The sequence below is a fragment of the Bradyrhizobium sp. CCBAU 51753 genome, from assembly GCF_015291565.1.
Lineage (GTDB): Bacteria > Pseudomonadota > Alphaproteobacteria > Rhizobiales > Xanthobacteraceae > Bradyrhizobium > Bradyrhizobium ivorense.
In genome coordinates this window covers 4,498,581-4,513,356 of the sequence record NZ_CP030037.1, presented here as the reverse complement: position 1 = coordinate 4,513,356, position 14,776 = coordinate 4,498,581, and the positions used below count along the sequence as shown (strand labels likewise).

At 65.3% G+C, this 14,776-nt stretch carries 15 protein-coding genes; 4 read left to right on the top strand and 11 right to left on the bottom strand.

Annotated elements, in window-relative coordinates; genetic code table 11:
• The first annotated feature begins 9 nt into the window (after window positions 1-9).
• The 3 genes from XH93_RS20315 to XH93_RS20305 all read left to right on the top strand — a co-directional run bounded on the left by XH93_RS20315 (window position 10) and on the right by XH93_RS20305 (window position 3,742).
• Complete coding sequence (locus XH93_RS20315; RefSeq protein ID WP_371815093.1) at window positions 10-693, top strand: helix-turn-helix transcriptional regulator; 684 nt, start codon at window positions 10-12, stop codon at window positions 691-693.
• Window positions 694-946: 253 nt separating this feature from the next.
• Window positions 947-2,419, top strand: coding sequence for a DEAD/DEAH box helicase (locus XH93_RS20310; RefSeq protein WP_194474911.1), 1,473 nt, complete (start codon window positions 947-949; stop codon window positions 2,417-2,419).
• Between the two features lie 255 nt (window positions 2,420-2,674).
• Entirely contained in the window at window positions 2,675-3,742 is a 1,068-nt protein-coding gene (locus XH93_RS20305; protein ID WP_194474910.1) for a GGDEF domain-containing protein, read from the top strand.
• Between the two features lie 122 nt (window positions 3,743-3,864).
• Here XH93_RS20305 and XH93_RS20300 read toward each other — a convergent pair whose 3' ends face one another.
• From XH93_RS20300 to XH93_RS20265, 8 genes are all read right to left on the bottom strand, one after another.
• On the bottom strand, window positions 3,865-4,335 hold the full coding sequence (locus XH93_RS20300) for a TfoX/Sxy family protein (RefSeq protein WP_194474909.1): 471 nt from the start codon (window positions 4,333-4,335) through the stop codon (window positions 3,865-3,867).
• A 157-nt stretch (window positions 4,336-4,492) separates the two neighbouring features.
• The gene (locus XH93_RS20295) at window positions 4,493-4,906 is read right to left on the bottom strand and encodes an iron-sulfur cluster assembly accessory protein (protein ID WP_139483945.1); all 414 of its coding nucleotides are present in this window, start codon (window positions 4,904-4,906) and stop codon (window positions 4,493-4,495) included.
• A 67-nt stretch (window positions 4,907-4,973) separates the two neighbouring features.
• Window positions 4,974-5,345, bottom strand: coding sequence for an SUF system Fe-S cluster assembly protein (locus XH93_RS20290; RefSeq protein ID WP_139483946.1), 372 nt, complete (start codon window positions 5,343-5,345; stop codon window positions 4,974-4,976).
• Window positions 5,342-6,589, bottom strand: coding sequence for a cysteine desulfurase (locus XH93_RS20285; RefSeq protein ID WP_194474908.1), 1,248 nt, complete (start codon window positions 6,587-6,589; stop codon window positions 5,342-5,344). Before XH93_RS20285 ends, XH93_RS20290 begins: the two co-directional genes overlap by 4 nt.
• On the bottom strand, window positions 6,586-7,908 hold the full coding sequence (gene sufD, locus XH93_RS20280; RefSeq protein WP_194474907.1) for a Fe-S cluster assembly protein SufD: 1,323 nt from the start codon (window positions 7,906-7,908) through the stop codon (window positions 6,586-6,588). Before sufD ends, XH93_RS20285 begins: the two co-directional genes overlap by 4 nt.
• A gap of 13 nt (window positions 7,909-7,921) precedes the next feature.
• Window positions 7,922-8,674 carry a Fe-S cluster assembly ATPase SufC gene (gene sufC / locus XH93_RS20275; RefSeq protein ID WP_139862256.1) on the bottom strand — a complete coding sequence of 251 codons (753 nt, stop codon included), beginning with the start codon at window positions 8,672-8,674 and terminating at the stop codon, window positions 7,922-7,924.
• 60 nt (window positions 8,675-8,734) lie between these two features.
• The gene (gene sufB / locus XH93_RS20270) at window positions 8,735-10,231 is read right to left on the bottom strand and encodes a Fe-S cluster assembly protein SufB (protein ID WP_139483950.1); all 1,497 of its coding nucleotides are present in this window, start codon (window positions 10,229-10,231) and stop codon (window positions 8,735-8,737) included.
• Window positions 10,232-10,327: 96 nt separating this feature from the next.
• Window positions 10,328-11,485: a cysteine desulfurase family protein gene (locus XH93_RS20265; protein ID WP_194474906.1), complete on the bottom strand. Its 1,158-nt coding sequence runs from the start codon at window positions 11,483-11,485 to the stop codon at window positions 10,328-10,330.
• A 330-nt stretch (window positions 11,486-11,815) separates the two neighbouring features.
• On the opposite strand from XH93_RS20265, the gene XH93_RS20260 reads away from it, so the two are divergent.
• A complete protein-coding gene (locus XH93_RS20260) occupies window positions 11,816-12,463 on the top strand; it encodes an alpha/beta hydrolase (protein WP_139483952.1) in 648 nt (215 codons plus the stop codon).
• A gap of 111 nt (window positions 12,464-12,574) precedes the next feature.
• Here XH93_RS20260 and XH93_RS20255 read toward each other — a convergent pair whose 3' ends face one another.
• The 3 genes from XH93_RS20255 to XH93_RS20245 form a co-directional block, all read right to left on the bottom strand.
• Complete coding sequence (locus XH93_RS20255; RefSeq protein WP_194474905.1) at window positions 12,575-12,904, bottom strand: multidrug efflux SMR transporter; 330 nt, start codon at window positions 12,902-12,904, stop codon at window positions 12,575-12,577.
• A gap of 6 nt (window positions 12,905-12,910) precedes the next feature.
• Complete coding sequence (locus XH93_RS20250; RefSeq protein ID WP_194474904.1) at window positions 12,911-13,588, bottom strand: glutathione S-transferase family protein; 678 nt, start codon at window positions 13,586-13,588, stop codon at window positions 12,911-12,913.
• 83 nt (window positions 13,589-13,671) lie between these two features.
• Entirely contained in the window at window positions 13,672-14,775 is a 1,104-nt protein-coding gene (locus XH93_RS20245; protein ID WP_194474903.1) for an anhydro-N-acetylmuramic acid kinase, read from the bottom strand.
• Between the last annotated feature and the right edge of the window lies 1 nt (window position 14,776).

Sequence of the window (14,776 nt, the reverse complement as noted above, 5' to 3'; positions counted from 1 at the left end):
GAATGAGGCGTGACGCGCCGTGCGATGCGCAGCGCGCCGAACCTGGCAACGGCATGGTGCGCCATGCGTGCTGATGCTGGACCGCCACCTACCGCTGCCGGCTCAGCCGCGGCCCAGGTTCGTTTCGATCAGCGCCTCGACCAGAGCTGGCGCGGATGGGCGCCGTTGAAGGAGGCCTGCGCGGCCGATCTCAAGGACGCGATGGAAGCCGACGATGCGGCGAGGATTCCGCCGCTGGTCAGGGCCGTGGCCGACTTCACGCTGATCGAACGCGGCGCGATCGGCCCGGGCAGCCGGCGCGCGCAGCGGACGCTGCGGATCGCCCGGCTCAGCCTGGCGCGCCGCCTGATCGCGCGGCACCTGTCGAAATCATCGCTGTCGCCGACCTTCGTGGCCGACCTGCTCGGCGTCTCGGTGCGCTACCTGCACGTGCTGTTCGAAACCACCGGCACGAGCTTCTCGCAGACCGTGGCCATCAGGCGCATGCAGGAGAGCCGCCGGCTGCTCCGCGAGACGCCGCCGCGGCCGATCGCCGAGATCGCCCATGCGTGCGGGTTCGGCAGCCTTGCGACGTTCTACCGGATCTTCAACGCCTGCGAAGGCCTGACGCCCGGCGAGTTCAGGGCTCGCGCCAGCGGCGCCGACGCCTCGTCCTCCGCCACCGAGGCCGCGGGCCATTTGACCGTAAAATGACGGAAAAGCCGCCCATTTAGGCGAAAACATTAAGCTTTTTCGGCCATCGGACCGGTTCCCCGATTGACTTTGCCGGTTTGGCCCCTATGTTGCGGGGCAACGCGGCCTCGGATCGAAGCACGATTCGTCAGGTTTGCCGCCCGTCAGCGTCCTTTAGCAGCCCCCGAGCTTTTTTGAGAAGCGAGCCGTTTCGGGGCCGAACGCGACAGCCTTTTACTTTCGATTCCGAACGGCGGTATCGACCAGAGGCTCAATGTCCTTTTCCAATCTCGGCCTGTCCGACAAGGTCCTCGCCGCAGTCGCGGCCACCGGCTACACCCAGCCCACTCCCATCCAGGAACAGGCAATCCCGCACGTCCTTGCCCGCCGCGACGTCCTCGGCATTGCCCAGACCGGCACCGGCAAGACCGCTGCCTTCGTTCTCCCGATGCTCACCATCCTCGAAAAGGGCCGCGCCCGGGCACGCATGCCGCGCACCCTGATCCTCGAGCCGACCCGCGAGCTCGCCGCCCAGGTCAAAGAGAATTTTGACAAATACGGCGCCGGCCAGAAGCTCAATGTCGCGCTCCTGATCGGCGGCGTCTCGTTCGGCGACCAGGACTCCAAGCTGACCCGCGGCGTCGACGTCCTGATCGCAACCCCCGGCCGCCTGCTCGACCATACCGAACGCGGCGGACTGCTGCTCACCGGCGTCGAGCTCTTGGTGATCGACGAAGCCGACCGCATGCTCGACATGGGCTTCATCCCCGACATCGAACGCATCTGCAAGCTCGTCCCGTTCACGCGGCAGACCCTGTTCTTCACCGCGACGATGCCGCCGGAAATCAGCCGCATCACCGAGCAGTTCCTGCACAACCCGGCCAAGATCGAGGTCTCCAGGCCCGCCACCACGGCGGTGACCGTGACCCAGTCGCAGGTGCCCGCCGGCCGCGAGGCGCACGAGAAGCGCGAAATCCTGCGCCGCCTGCTGCGCGAGGCCAAGGACCTCAACAACGCGATTATCTTCTGCAATCGCAAGCGTGAAGTCGCAGTGCTTCACAAATCGCTGCAGAAGCACGGCTTCAGCGTCGGCGCCCTCCACGGCGACATGGATCAGAGCGCGCGCATGGCCGCGCTGGATCAATTCCGCAAGGGTGAGCTGCCGCTGCTGGTCGCCTCCGACGTCGCTGCGCGCGGCCTCGACATTCCCGCCGTCAGCCACGTCTTCAATTTCGACGTGCCGCATCATCCCGACGATTACGTCCATCGCATCGGCCGCACCGGCCGCGCCGGGCGCACCGGCACTGCGATCTCCATCGTCACCCCGCTCGACAACAAGTCGATGGCCGCGATCGAAAAGCTGATCGGCCAGCAGATCCCGCGCGCCGAGGGCGACTACACCGTGCACAGCGACGCCTCCGACGAGGCAGACGCGCCGCGCCGCTCGCGCGGCCGCGATGGATCACGCGAGGGCGGCCGTGGCGGCCGCAAGCCGCGCCGCGAGCGCGAGCCGCGCCACGACAGGGAGCCGCGCCAGGAGCGGACGCAAGAGCGGGCTCAGGAGCGTGAGCCGCGCCAGGAGCGCGAACCGCGTCACCGCCGCAATGGACCGCCGCAGGAGCCGTCGCACGTGCCGTCGATCGGCCGCGCCGAGCCGCGGCGGCAACAGCGCGAGGCGGACCACGAGCCCGCCGATCATTCGCATCTGCCGGCCTTCCTGCTGCGCCCGGTGCGCGCACGCGCATAAGCCCCGGCCGGCTTCAAGCGGACGCGCACGGCGAGCTGTGTTGCTGCTGTCTTGCGACGGATGCGCGCGGTGCTGCGTGTTTGAAGCAAATGCGCGCAGAATTCGACGGGATCCGGCACGCTGCGGCGACCGCGGCCGGCTCCCGTAGTTCTACTGTTTACCTCGCCTTCACTCTCGTCCCGTACCCTCGCCCCAATAGTTTAGTTATTGCTGCCGGGCGATGACCCGGCGTTGCTGCGCATTGGGGACGTGACAGTGGTCAAACTGCTGGACGAGCACGAACGTACATTGGCCTTTGCCGACGTCGCACTTGGTCAGATCCGCTCGCTTCGCCAGACCGCCGTGCCGCGCAACTACGAAATCTGGTACGTCTACGCGACCGGCTACAACGCTCCGCTCAACAAGGTCATCAACGAGACGCTGGCGCGCAGCGGCAAGCTCAGCGAATCCGATCTCGAGCAGATCTACGAGACCTATCTTTCGCACATCAAGACCTCGGACAGAATCGACAAGGTCGGCGCCCGCGTCATCGGCGAGATCGACGATGTCATGAAGCTGATCACCGACGCGCTCGGCGTGTCGGCGACCTATGATGCGAGCCTGATCGGCGCCCGCGACAAGCTGGCGACCGCCACCTCGCGCGACCAGATCAAGGCGATCGTCGAGAGCCTGGTGAAATCGACCCGCGAGATGCGCGACACCAACATGGCGCTGGAGAACCGGCTGGCGCTGTCGAAATCCGAGATCAGCGACCTGCAGCACAGCCTGGAAGCGATCCGCGCCGAGAGCCTGACCGATCCGCTGACCGGACTCGGCAACCGCAAATATTTCGATCGCTCGATCGACATGGCGGTGCAGACCGCGCTCGCCAGTAACGAGCCGCTGTCGCTGCTGATGTTCGACATCGATCACTTCAAGTCGTTCAACGACTCCTACGGCCATCTCACCGGCGACCAGGTGCTGCGGCTGGTGGCGCAGTCGCTGAAGCAGACCATCAAGGGCCAGGACATCACCGCCCGCTACGGCGGCGAGGAGTTTGCGGTGGTGCTACCCAACACCGCGCTGCGCCAGGCGCTGACCGTTGCCGACCACATCCGTCGCGCCGTGATGGCCAAGGAATTGAAGAAGAAGTCGACCGGCGAGATCCTCGGCCGCGTCACCATCTCGGTCGGCGTCTCGATGCTGAAACCCACCGACGACACCGATTCGCTGATCGAGCGCGCCGATGCCTGCCTCTACGCCGCCAAGCGCGCCGGCCGCAACCGCGTGATCTGCGAGGCCGACCCCGAATACAGCAGCGAGACGCAGACCCGCGTGGCGTGATCCGTTCGCCACTCTCCGCCGTCATTGCGAGCGAAGCGAAGCAATCCATAGTCCCGCATGTGCGGAGCTATGGATTGCTTCGTAGCTACGCTCCTCGCAATGACGTGGATGTAGTCGGACGCTCAGGATGAGGATCTTTTCCTCGGCGCGCGCTTCTTTTTAGCCGCAGGTTTCCTCGCAGCCGCCTTCTTCACGGCCACCTTCTTGCCCACTGTCTTCTTGCTCGCAGCCTTCTTCGCAGGCGTCTTCGCCTTCGCCTTTCGCGGCCGCTTGCGCAGCGCGGCGCGTTGCGCAGCTGCGAGCGCCGAACGGGCCCACGTTGCAAGCTCCTCGGTATCGTCGAACAGCCGCGCCGGCAGTTGCCAGTACGAGTTGACCAGCACGGTCTTCGAACGGGTCTGATACTGGAAGGGTTTTGAACCCTCCGCCTCGAATTGCGGAATGGTCTCTTCGTCGGCGCGGAAGTAGAGCCCGGCCCGCAGCGCCAGCGCGAAATTGGTGCCGTCAGCGGAGATGCCGTAGCCGGAAAACATCCGGCGCAAGGTCACTGGGCCGAAGTCGGCAAACAGGTCTGTCAGGAATTCGCGGTCCATGTCCCGTCGCCCCCATGCACTGCCCTATCCACGTCATTGCGAGCGAAGCGAAGCAATCCATCGATCCGCATATGCGGTCCCATGGATTGCTTCGCTTCGCTCGCAATGACGGGGGAAGCTTGGACGCTCCCCCTCGATATGCCGCTTGTGGTGACCGCTAAACCGTCGCCGGCTTGAGCTGCACCGACTCGCCGCAGCCGCAGGCGGAGACCTGATTCGGATTGTTGAACACGAACTGGGCCTGCATCTTGTCGGCCACATAGTCCATCTCGGTGCCGAGCAGGAACAGCACGGCCTTCGGATCGACCAGGATCTTGACGCCCTTGTCCTCGACCACTTCGTCGGTCGGGCGGATCTCGTGGGCGTATTCGACGGTGTAGGACTGCCCGGCGCAGCCGCCGTTCTTGATGCCGACGCGCAGGCCGACGATCTCCGAATCGGCGCGGTTGGTCAGCTCAGTGATGCGCTCCGCCGCGGCATCGGTCAGCTTCATGACCTGCGGGCGCGGCCGCTTCGGCTTGGCGGGCGCAGCCTTCTCTGGATTTGATGCAGCGTGTGTCATGTCACTCATGTGGTCAGTCCCAGCGGCAAATCAATTGCCGATCTTTGCTAGAGCCTAAGCCGTGTTCCCTAACGCATCACCACATATTCAGGACGAGGCGCGCCTCGTCCGACATGCGATCCGGCGACCAGGCCGGATCCCACACCAGATTGACGTTGACGACACCGACGCCGGGCACGCTCGCCACCGCGTTCTCGACCATGGTCGGCAGCTCGCCGGCGGCCGGGCAGTTCGGGGTGGTCAGCGTCATCAGGATATCGACCGCGCGATCGTCCTTGAGGTCGACCTTGTAGATCAGGCCGAGCTCATAGATGTCGGCGGGGATTTCCGGGTCGAACACCGTCTTCAGCGCCGCGACGATCTCGCCGCTCAGACGCTCGGTTTCCTCCGCCGGCAGCGCCGAGGTGGTTTCCATGGTGGCCGGTTTGACTTCGACAGTATCCGTCATGCGAACAATTCCCGCGCCTTGAGCAGCGCCTGCGCCAGATGGTCGACTTCTTCCCGCGTATTATACATCCCGAACGAGGCGCGGCAGGTGGCCGTGACGTTGAACCGCTCTAAAAGCGGCATCACGCAATGGGTGCCGGCGCGCACCGCGATGCCCTGGCGGTCGATCACGGTCGCGACGTCGTGGGCGTGCGCGCCCTTCAGCTCGAACGAAATGATCGGGCCCTTGTTGCGCGCTGTGCCGATCAGCCGCAGCGAGTTGATCTCGCGCAACCGCTCCTGGGCGTAGGTGACGAGCTCGTGCTCATGCGCAGCGATGCGTTCCTTGCCGATCGAGGTGACGTAATCGATCGCGGCGCCGAGCCCGATCGCCTCGACGATCGGTGGCGTGCCGGCCTCGAACTTGTGCGGCGGATCGCCATAGGTAACCCAGTCCTTGGCGACCTCGCGGATCATCTCGCCGCCGCCGTTGAACGGCCGCATCGCCACCAGGTGCTCATGCTTGGCATAGAGCGCGCCGATGCCGGTCGGCCCGTAAACCTTGTGCCCGGTAAAGGCATAGAAATCGCAATCGAGGTCCTGCACGTCGACCGGCAGATGCACCGCGCCCTGCGCACCGTCGACCAGCACCGGAATGCCGCGGGCATGGGCGATCCGGATGACCTCCTTGACCGGCACCATGGTGCCGAGCGCGTTGGACATCTGCGTAATCGCGACGATCTTGGTGCGCGGCGACAGGAGCTTTTCGAACTCCTCGATCAGGAAGTTGCCCTCGTCGTCGACCGGCGCCCATTTCAGCACGGCGCCCTGTCGTTCGCGCAGGAAGTGCCACGGCACGATGTTGGAGTGGTGCTCCATGATCGAGAGCACGATCTCGTCGCCCTCGCCGATGTTCACGCCGCCCCAGGACGAAGCCACGAGGTTGATCGCCTCGGTGACGTTACGGGTGAAGACGATCTCTTCGCTGCGGCGCGCGTTGATGAAGTTCGCGACCTTGCCGCGGGCGCCCTCATAGGCCTCGGTCGCGGCATTGGCGAGGTAATGCAGGCCGCGATGCACGTTGGCGTATTCGCGCTTGTAGGCCTCGGTCATGCGGTCGAGCACCGCATTCGGCTTCTGCGCCGAGGCGGCGTTGTCGAGATAGACCAGCGGCTTGCCGTAGACCTGCATGGCGAGCGCCGGAAAATCCTGCCGCACGCGGGCGACGTCGTAGGCGCCGTTCATGACTGCCGGATGCGTGCTCATGCCCTCGCCTCCAGCCAGCGCTGCGCGGCCGCGATCGCGACCTCGCGCAGAGCGTCACTTGCAATGGTTTCGATCGCCTCGCCGACGAAGGCCTGGATCAGCAGCGCCTGGGCTTCCTTCTCCGGCAGGCCGCGGGCGCGCATGTAGAACAACAGGCTCTGGTCGAGCGCGCCGGTGGTCGCGCCATGGCCGCAGGTGACGTCGTCGGCAAAAATCTCGAGCTCCGGCTTGTTGTCGGCCTCGGCCTCGTCGGACAGCAGCAGCGCCCGGGTCATCATCTTGGCATCGGTCTTCTGCGCGTCCGGACGAACGATGATGCGGCCCTGGAACACCGAATGCGCGCGGTCGTCGACGACGGCGCGGAACAGCTCGCGGCTGGCGCAGTTCGGCACCGCGTGGTCCATGAACAGCGTGGTGTCGGCGTGCTGCTTGCCGTTGATCAGATTGACGCCGTTGGTCTCGACCTTGGAGCCCTCGCCGGCGCAGGCCACCGCCAGCTGGTAGCGGCTGACATGACCGCCCGACGTCATCGCGAAGGTATTGAAATGTGCGTGGGCGCCGAGCGAGACGGTCGCCGAGGAAATGTTGAAGGCGTCCACGGCGTCTTCGACGAACCTGACATGATCGAGCCGCGCGTTGTCGCCGATCGAGACAACGATCCCGTCATGCGCCTGGTAGGCCTTGGCGCCCTCGGCGGCGAGATAGCTCTCGACCAGCGTCGCGCCGGTATCGCGGCCGAGCCGCAGCAACGAACGGGTGAAGATCGCGGCCGGCGCCGTGCCCGACGCGACATGGACGATGTGCAGCGGCTGCGACAGCACCGTGCCGTCGGCGAGCTCGATGACGACGCCGTCGGTCGCCATCGCGCCGTTCAGCGCGACCATCGGATTGGAATTGTCGGAGGCAAAGGCCTGCGCGGCCAGCGCGCCGTCGCCTGTCTCCAGCACCTCGCGCAGCGCGCGGATGCCGAGCCCCTTTTCGAGCTTGCCGAGATCGGACAGCTCAGGCGAGAACGCGCCATCGACCAGCACCAGGCGGCGCACGCCCTTGATCGCGCGCAGCTTTGCCGCGGCGGCGGCGCGCTTCAGCGCGGCGGCGTCCGGCAGCGGCGCCAGCGGCAGCACCTCGCGCATCAGCGCGCGCAGATCGGTGTATTTCCAGTCCTCGATCCGGCGATGCGGCAGGCCTGATCGTTCATAGGCCTCGAACGCCTGGCGGCGCTGGTCGGCGATCTGGCCCTTGCCCGGCAGACGGTCGCACACCACGGCGAATGCATCGCCCAGCGCGCGCCCGGTCTCGGTCTTTGCAACTACGTTCATCTCAAACCACCTGTCAGGCAGCGTCCTCGAATTGCGCGTAGCCGGACTCTTCCAGCTCCAGCGCCAGTTCCTTGCCGCCGCTCTTCACGACGCGGCCCTTCGACATCACGTGCACCACGTCGGGCACGATGTAGTTGAGCAGCCGCTGATAGTGCGTGATCACGACCATCGCGCGCTCCGGCGAGCGCAGCGCGTTGACGCCGTCGGCGGCGATCCTGAGCGCGTCGATGTCGAGGCCGGAATCCATCTCGTCGAGGATACAGACGGCCGGCTCGAACAGCGCCATCTGCAGAATCTCGTTGCGCTTCTTCTCGCCGCCGGAGAAGCCGACATTGACGCCGCGCTTCAGCATGTCCTGCGGGATGTTGAGCGACTTTGCGACTTCGCGGACCTTCTTCAAAAACGCCGGCGACGAAATCTCTTCCTCGCCGCGCGCCTTGCGCTGCGCGTTGAGCGCGGCATGCAGGAAATTCCAGGTGGTGACGCCGGGAATCTCGACCGGATACTGGAACGCCAGGAACAGGCCCTTGGCGGCGCGCTCGTTCGGCTCCATCTCCAGCACGTCCTCGCCGCGGAACAGGATCTGTCCGCCGGTCACCTCATAGCCCGGCTTGCCGGCGATCACATGGGACAGCGTCGATTTGCCGGAGCCGTTCGGCCCCATGATCGCGTGCACCTGGCCCGGGTTCACCGTGAGCGACAGCCCATGAAGGATCTCGCGATCCTCGACACGAACCTTCAGATCCTTCACTTCAAGCAGAGACATCGCATTCTTTCCTGAGCGTCATCCCGAGGCGCGTCATTCGCAACCATGCGGGATGGGGGTTTAGCCAACCGAACCTTCGAGGCTGATCGAGATCAGCTTCTGCGCTTCCACCGCGAACTCCATCGGCAGCTGCTGCAGCACGTCCTTGACAAAACCGTTGACCACGAGGCCGACGGCTTCCTCCTGGCTGAGCCCGCGCTGGACGCAGTAGAACAGCACGTCCTCGGAGATCTTTGACGTCGTCGCCTCATGCTCGAACGTCGCCGAGGAATTCTTGGCCTCGACATACGGCACGGTGTGCGCGCCGCATTTGTCGCCGATCAGAAGCGAATCGCAGGCGGTGTAGTTGCGCGCGCCGGTGGCCTTGCGATGGGCACTGACCAGGCCGCGATAGGTGTTCTGCGACTTGCCGGCGGCGATGCCCTTGGAGATGATGCGGCTCGACGTGTTCTTGCCGAGATGGATCATCTTGGTGCCGCTGTCGACCTGCTGGAAACCGTTCGAGATCGCGATCGAATAGAATTCCCCACTGGAATTATCGCCGCGCAGGATGCAGCTCGGATACTTCCAGGTGATCGCGGAGCCGGTCTCGACCTGGGTCCACGAGATCTTGGAATTCTTGCCGCGGCAGTCGCCACGCTTGGTGACGAAATTGTAGATGCCGCCCTTACCTTCCGAATTGCCGGGGTACCAGTTCTGCACCGTCGAATACTTGATCTCGGCGTCGTCGAGCGCGACCAGCTCGACCACGGCGGCGTGCAGCTGATTCTCATCGCGCTGCGGCGCGGTGCAGCCTTCGAGATAGGAGACGTAGGAGCCCTTGTCGGCGATGATCAGCGTGCGCTCGAACTGGCCGGTGTTGCGCTCGTTGATGCGGAAATAGGTCGACAGCTCCATCGGGCAGCGCACGCCCGGCGGCACGTAGACGAACGAGCCGTCGGAGAACACTGCCGAGTTCAGCGTCGCGAAGTAATTGTCCGAGGTCGGCACCACGCTGCCGAGATACTTCTGCACCAGCTCGGGATGCTCGCGGATCGCCTCCGAGATCGGCATGAAGATCACGCCGGCCTTCTTCAGCTCCGCCTTGAAGGTGGTGGCGACCGAAACCGAATCGAACACCGCGTCGACCGCGATCTTGCGGTTCGGCGTCTGTTCGCCGCCCGGAGCCGGCTCGACGCCCTCGAGGATCGCAACCTCGCGCAGCGGAATGCCGAGCTTCTCGTAGGTCTTGAGAATCTCCGGATCGATCTCGTCGATCGAGGTCAGCGCCTTCTTCGGCTTCGGCGCCGCGTAATAGTAGATGTCCTGGTAGTCGATCTTCGGATAGTTGACGCGCGCCCAGGTCGGCTCGGTCATGGTCAGCCAGCGGCGGAACGCCTCCAGACGCCATTCCAGCATCCAGGCCGGCTCATCCTTCTTGGCGGAGATGAAGCGGACGGTGTCTTCCGACAGCCCCTTGGGGGCCTTCTCGGACTCGATCTCCGTCTCAAACCCATATCGATACTGGTCGACGTCGATGCGCCGGACGCGCTCGACCGTCTCTTGTACAGCAGGCATTCAATCCTCCGCTCGCGGTTTCAAGGACCGCGGTGGATCTCAGTTCCGAAAGTCTCTTACGATGCTTTGAAGACGAAATCACCCGCTTAGAACAGTTCAAGCTGTGTTTCGTCGCTCTCCCTTAACTAGGGTATCCGCGAGCTTTCGCCAAGCCTTGAGGGCCAAATCCACGTCTGTCTCCGTGGTAGACCAGCCAAGACTGAGCCGCACCGCTCCCTGCGCCAGCTCCGGACGGTATCCCATTGCCGCCAACACATGCGACGGCTGGACCTTGCCCGATGAACAGGCGGAACCCGAGGACACCGCGACACCGGCGAGGTCGAATCCGATGACCGCCGTCTCGGCCTTCATTCCCGGCACCGTGAACAGAACGGTATTCGGCAACCGCTTGACACCGTCCGCATAGACCAGCAGGCTTGGCGTCTCCCGCAATCCGTGTTCCAGCCGGTCCCGCAGCCCCCGGACCCGCGCCGCATCGGCCTTCAGCGCCGCCATGGCCGCCTTGGCGGCGGCACCGAATCCGGCAATCCCGGCGACGTTCTCGGTGCCTGCCCGGCGCCCGAACTCCTGGCCGCCGCCACGCAGCCACGCCTCCAGTCCCTCGATGCCCTCGGCGAGGACCAGCGCGCCGGCGCCTTTCGGGCCGCCGATCTTGTGCGCGGAGAGCGTCAGAAGGTCGGCCTGGGTCGCGGTGAAATCGAACGGGATCTTTCCAAAAGCCTGGATCGCGTCGACATGCAGCAGGCCGCCGGCCGCATGGACGATCTCGGCCACTTCGGCCACCGGTTGAATCGCGCCGGTCTCGTTGTTGGCCAGCATCACCGACACCAGTGCTGGCGGACCGTCTGCCAGCAGCGCGCGCAGATGCGCCAGATCGACCACGCCGGCCGGCGTGACATTGATCGAGCCGATCGCATCGGCCGAAAACCGTCCGCCTGCGAGCACCGAGGCATGCTCGACCGCCGACACCAGGAGCCATTCCGCCGGTCCGTTGACGCCGCGCCGAAGCCCCGGCGTCAGCGCGAGCGCGTTGGCCTCGGTGCCGCCGGACAGAAACACGACGTCCTGCGGCCGGCCGCCAACCGCCTTCGCCACGGCATCGCGGGCGTCCTCGACGAGCCGCCGCGCCGAGCGGCCCTCGCTGTGCACCGATGACGGATTGCCGCTTAGCTCCCACGCCGTCAGCATCGCCGCTTTCGCCTCAGGGCGAAGCGGTGTAGTGGCATTCCAGTCCAGATAAACGCGCCCAGCCATTGCTTACAATATTACCTTTTTAGCAGACACGCGGTTTCCGCTCCGGATCGCCGCTTCTTCGAACGACTTTGCTTCAAGTGGGGATCGCAGCGCCGCGTGCAATCGCATCCCGGCGTGGACTCCGCTTCGGGATGCTCAAGATGCTTGCTTTTTGCCCCACGGCTCATGTTAGAAGCGGGCCACACAAAATTCACCGAAGCGTCGTCCGCGCGCACGCCAGCGATGCCGATCACCCTTTCAATGCGCTGCTTTGTCTGCTGGAGCCGATGAAGCCAGCCCGTGTCCGGCTGATGCGTATGGGTCACTCGAGGGATCAAGCAAGAGATCACGATGCCTGAAGTCATTTTCACCGGCCCTGCTGGCCGCCTCGAGGGCCGCTATCATCCGGCCAAGCAGAAGAACGCGCCGATTGCGATGATCCTGCATCCGCATCCGCAGTTCCACGGCACGATGAATCACCAGATCGTCTACCAGTGCTACTACGCGTTCGCGCATCGCGGCTTCTCGGTGCTGCGCTTCAACTTCCGCGGCGTCGGCCGCAGCCAGGGCTCGTTCGATCACGGCACCGGTGAATTGTCGGATGCGGCGAGCGCGCTCGACTGGGCGCAGGCGATCAATCCCGAAGCGCGCGCCTGCTGGGTCGCGGGCTTCTCGTTCGGCGCCTGGATCGGCATGCAGCTTCTGATGCGCCGGCCGGAGATCGAGGGATTCATCTCGATCGCGCCGCCCGCCAACCTCTACGACTTCTCGTTCCTGGCGCCCTGCCCGTCATCGGGCCTGATCGTGCACGGCGACAAGGACGCCGTGGTGCCGGCCAAGGACGTCAACACGCTGGTCGAGAAGCTGAAGACGCAGAAGGGCATCGTGATCGACCAGCAGGTCATCCCCGGCGCCAACCACTTCTTCGACGGCAAGCTCGAGCCGCTGATGGAGACGGTGACCGGCTATCTCGACATGCGCCTCGCCAACGTGCGGTAACGCGCGAAGTCCCGTAGCCCGGATGAAGCGCAGCGCAATCCGGGAGCGGTGCCAACCGCGGTGAGAGTTACCCCGGATTGCGCTCCGCTCCATCCGGGCTACGGATCTTCCTTATTCCGGCGCGATCTTCAGCGCGGCGATGCCGAAGAGCACCAGTGCGATCCCCGCAATCTTCATCGGGTTCAGGGCCTCGTTGAACAGCAGCACGCCCATGGTCAGCGTGCCGACGGCGCCGATCCCGGTCCACACCGTGTAGGCGACACCGACGCCGAGCACCTGCAGCGCGCGCCCGAGCAGGAACACGAACGCCGCGAGCAGCAGCAGCGAGACCAGGGTCCAGCCGAGCCGCGTATAGCCCTCGGCATATTTCATCGAGATCGCCCAGCCGACGTCGAGCAGGCCGGCGACCACGAGCGCAATCCAGGCGATCGAGTGCGACATGGCGCGTTACGCCGCCAGCTTCAGCATGTGCGCGCGGTGGTTAACCAGGAACGCATGCAGCAGCGCCGGATAATCCGGCGAAACCGCCCTGCGCACGCTCGGCCGCTGCGCCAGCGCGCTGCGCCATGCGCGCAGTTTTGGCGTATGGGTGAACACGCTGAGCTCGGTCAGCTGGTCGAACAGGTCGAAATAGCGGAAGATCGGCGCGAACACCGCGTCGACCAGGCTGAAGCTTTCGCCGGCGAAGTACGGACCCGCACCGAGCGCCGCCTCGACACGCGCGAATTTCGCCGCGACCGCCTGCCGCTTGCTCTCGAAGATCGCGGCATCGGTCGCAGTCTCGAGCCCCCAGAGATCGCCGAGGATCGCCGAGCCGAACTCCATCCAGGCGCGATGCTCGGCGCGAACCAGCGCGTCCTGCGGATGCAACTTCGCGCCGGCTTGCGTCTCCTCGATATACTCGCAGATCACATTGCTCTCGAACAGCGCGACCTCGCTGCCGTCGTCGCGGGTCACGACCAGCACCGGCACCTTGCCGAGCGGCGAGATCTTCAAAAACCAGTCCGGCTTGTTGGCAAGATCGATGTCGATCCGCTCGAACGGGACGCCCTTTTCGGCGAGCGCGATCACCGCGCGTTGCACATAGGGGCAGAGCTTGTGGCTGATGAGCTTCAGGGCGGCCATGGAGGATCCTCGCGTTCAATGCATCTGCATCCAATTAAATGCAGCTGCATGGAACTGTCAAGGTAGATGCATTTGCATCTAAATCACGGACGCGCGATGATGCCCCCGGTCATCGGGATCGGCACCCCCGTGGTGGCGGGATAGCTCAGCGGCAGGCCCTTGAGGCCGCGGGCCGCCAGGAAGCCGAACGCCTGGGCCTCGATCGCATCCGACGCCCAGCCGACGCTCTCGGCGGCCTCTACCGTCGCCGGCGCCAGCCGCTCGCGCAGCATTCTGAGCATCGTCAGGTTGGAGGCGCCGCCGCCGGCGACGATCCAGCACTTCGGCCGCCTTGGCAGCAGCGGCACGATCCGGGCAATCGCGGCCGCGGTGAACGCGGTCAGCGTCGCCGCACCGTCGGCCGGCGCCACCGCGCCGAGCTTGAGCGTCGCAAAATCGTTGCGGTCGAGTGATTTCGGCGGCCGCGCCGAGAAGAACGGCAGCCGCAAGGCCTGCGCGATCCAGGTCTCGTCCGGCTTGCCCTGTGCGGCAAAGCGGCCTTCGGTGTCGAATGCCTGATGCATGTGGCGATACATGAAATCGTCGATCAGCGCGTTGCCCGGCCCCGTGTCGCAGGCGATCAGCGTGTCCGCGCCGTCGATATAGGTGATGTTGGAGACGCCGCCGATATTGACGACCACGATCGGCCCCTCGCGATTGAGCGATTGCGCCAGCGCGCGATGGTAGACCGGCACGAACGGCGCGCCCTGCCCGCCGGCCTCGACGTCGGCGGCGCGGAAGTCGTGCATCACGGGGATGTGGATCGTCTTGGCCAGCGCGCCGGCGTCGCCGATCTGCACCGTCAGCCGCCGCTCCGGGCGATGCAGCACGGTCTGGCCGTGGAACCCAACGATGTCGATGTCCTGGCAGGAGATCCGGTGCTGCGCGGTGAAGCTCGCGACCGCCTCGGCATGGGCGATGGTCACCGCCTGCTCGGCGTGGCGCAGGATGCCCGGCCGGGCATCGCGCTGCGGCAGATGCGCCGCCTCGGTCAGCGCCTGCCGGAGCAGGCTGCGCTCGCCTTCAGTGTAGGGCCGGTAACCGGAGGGTCCGAACGCCTTGATCTGGCGTCCATCGGTCTCGATCAAAGCCACATCGACCCCGTCGAGCGAAGTCCCGCTCATCAGACCGAGTGCCGTCAGCATCATC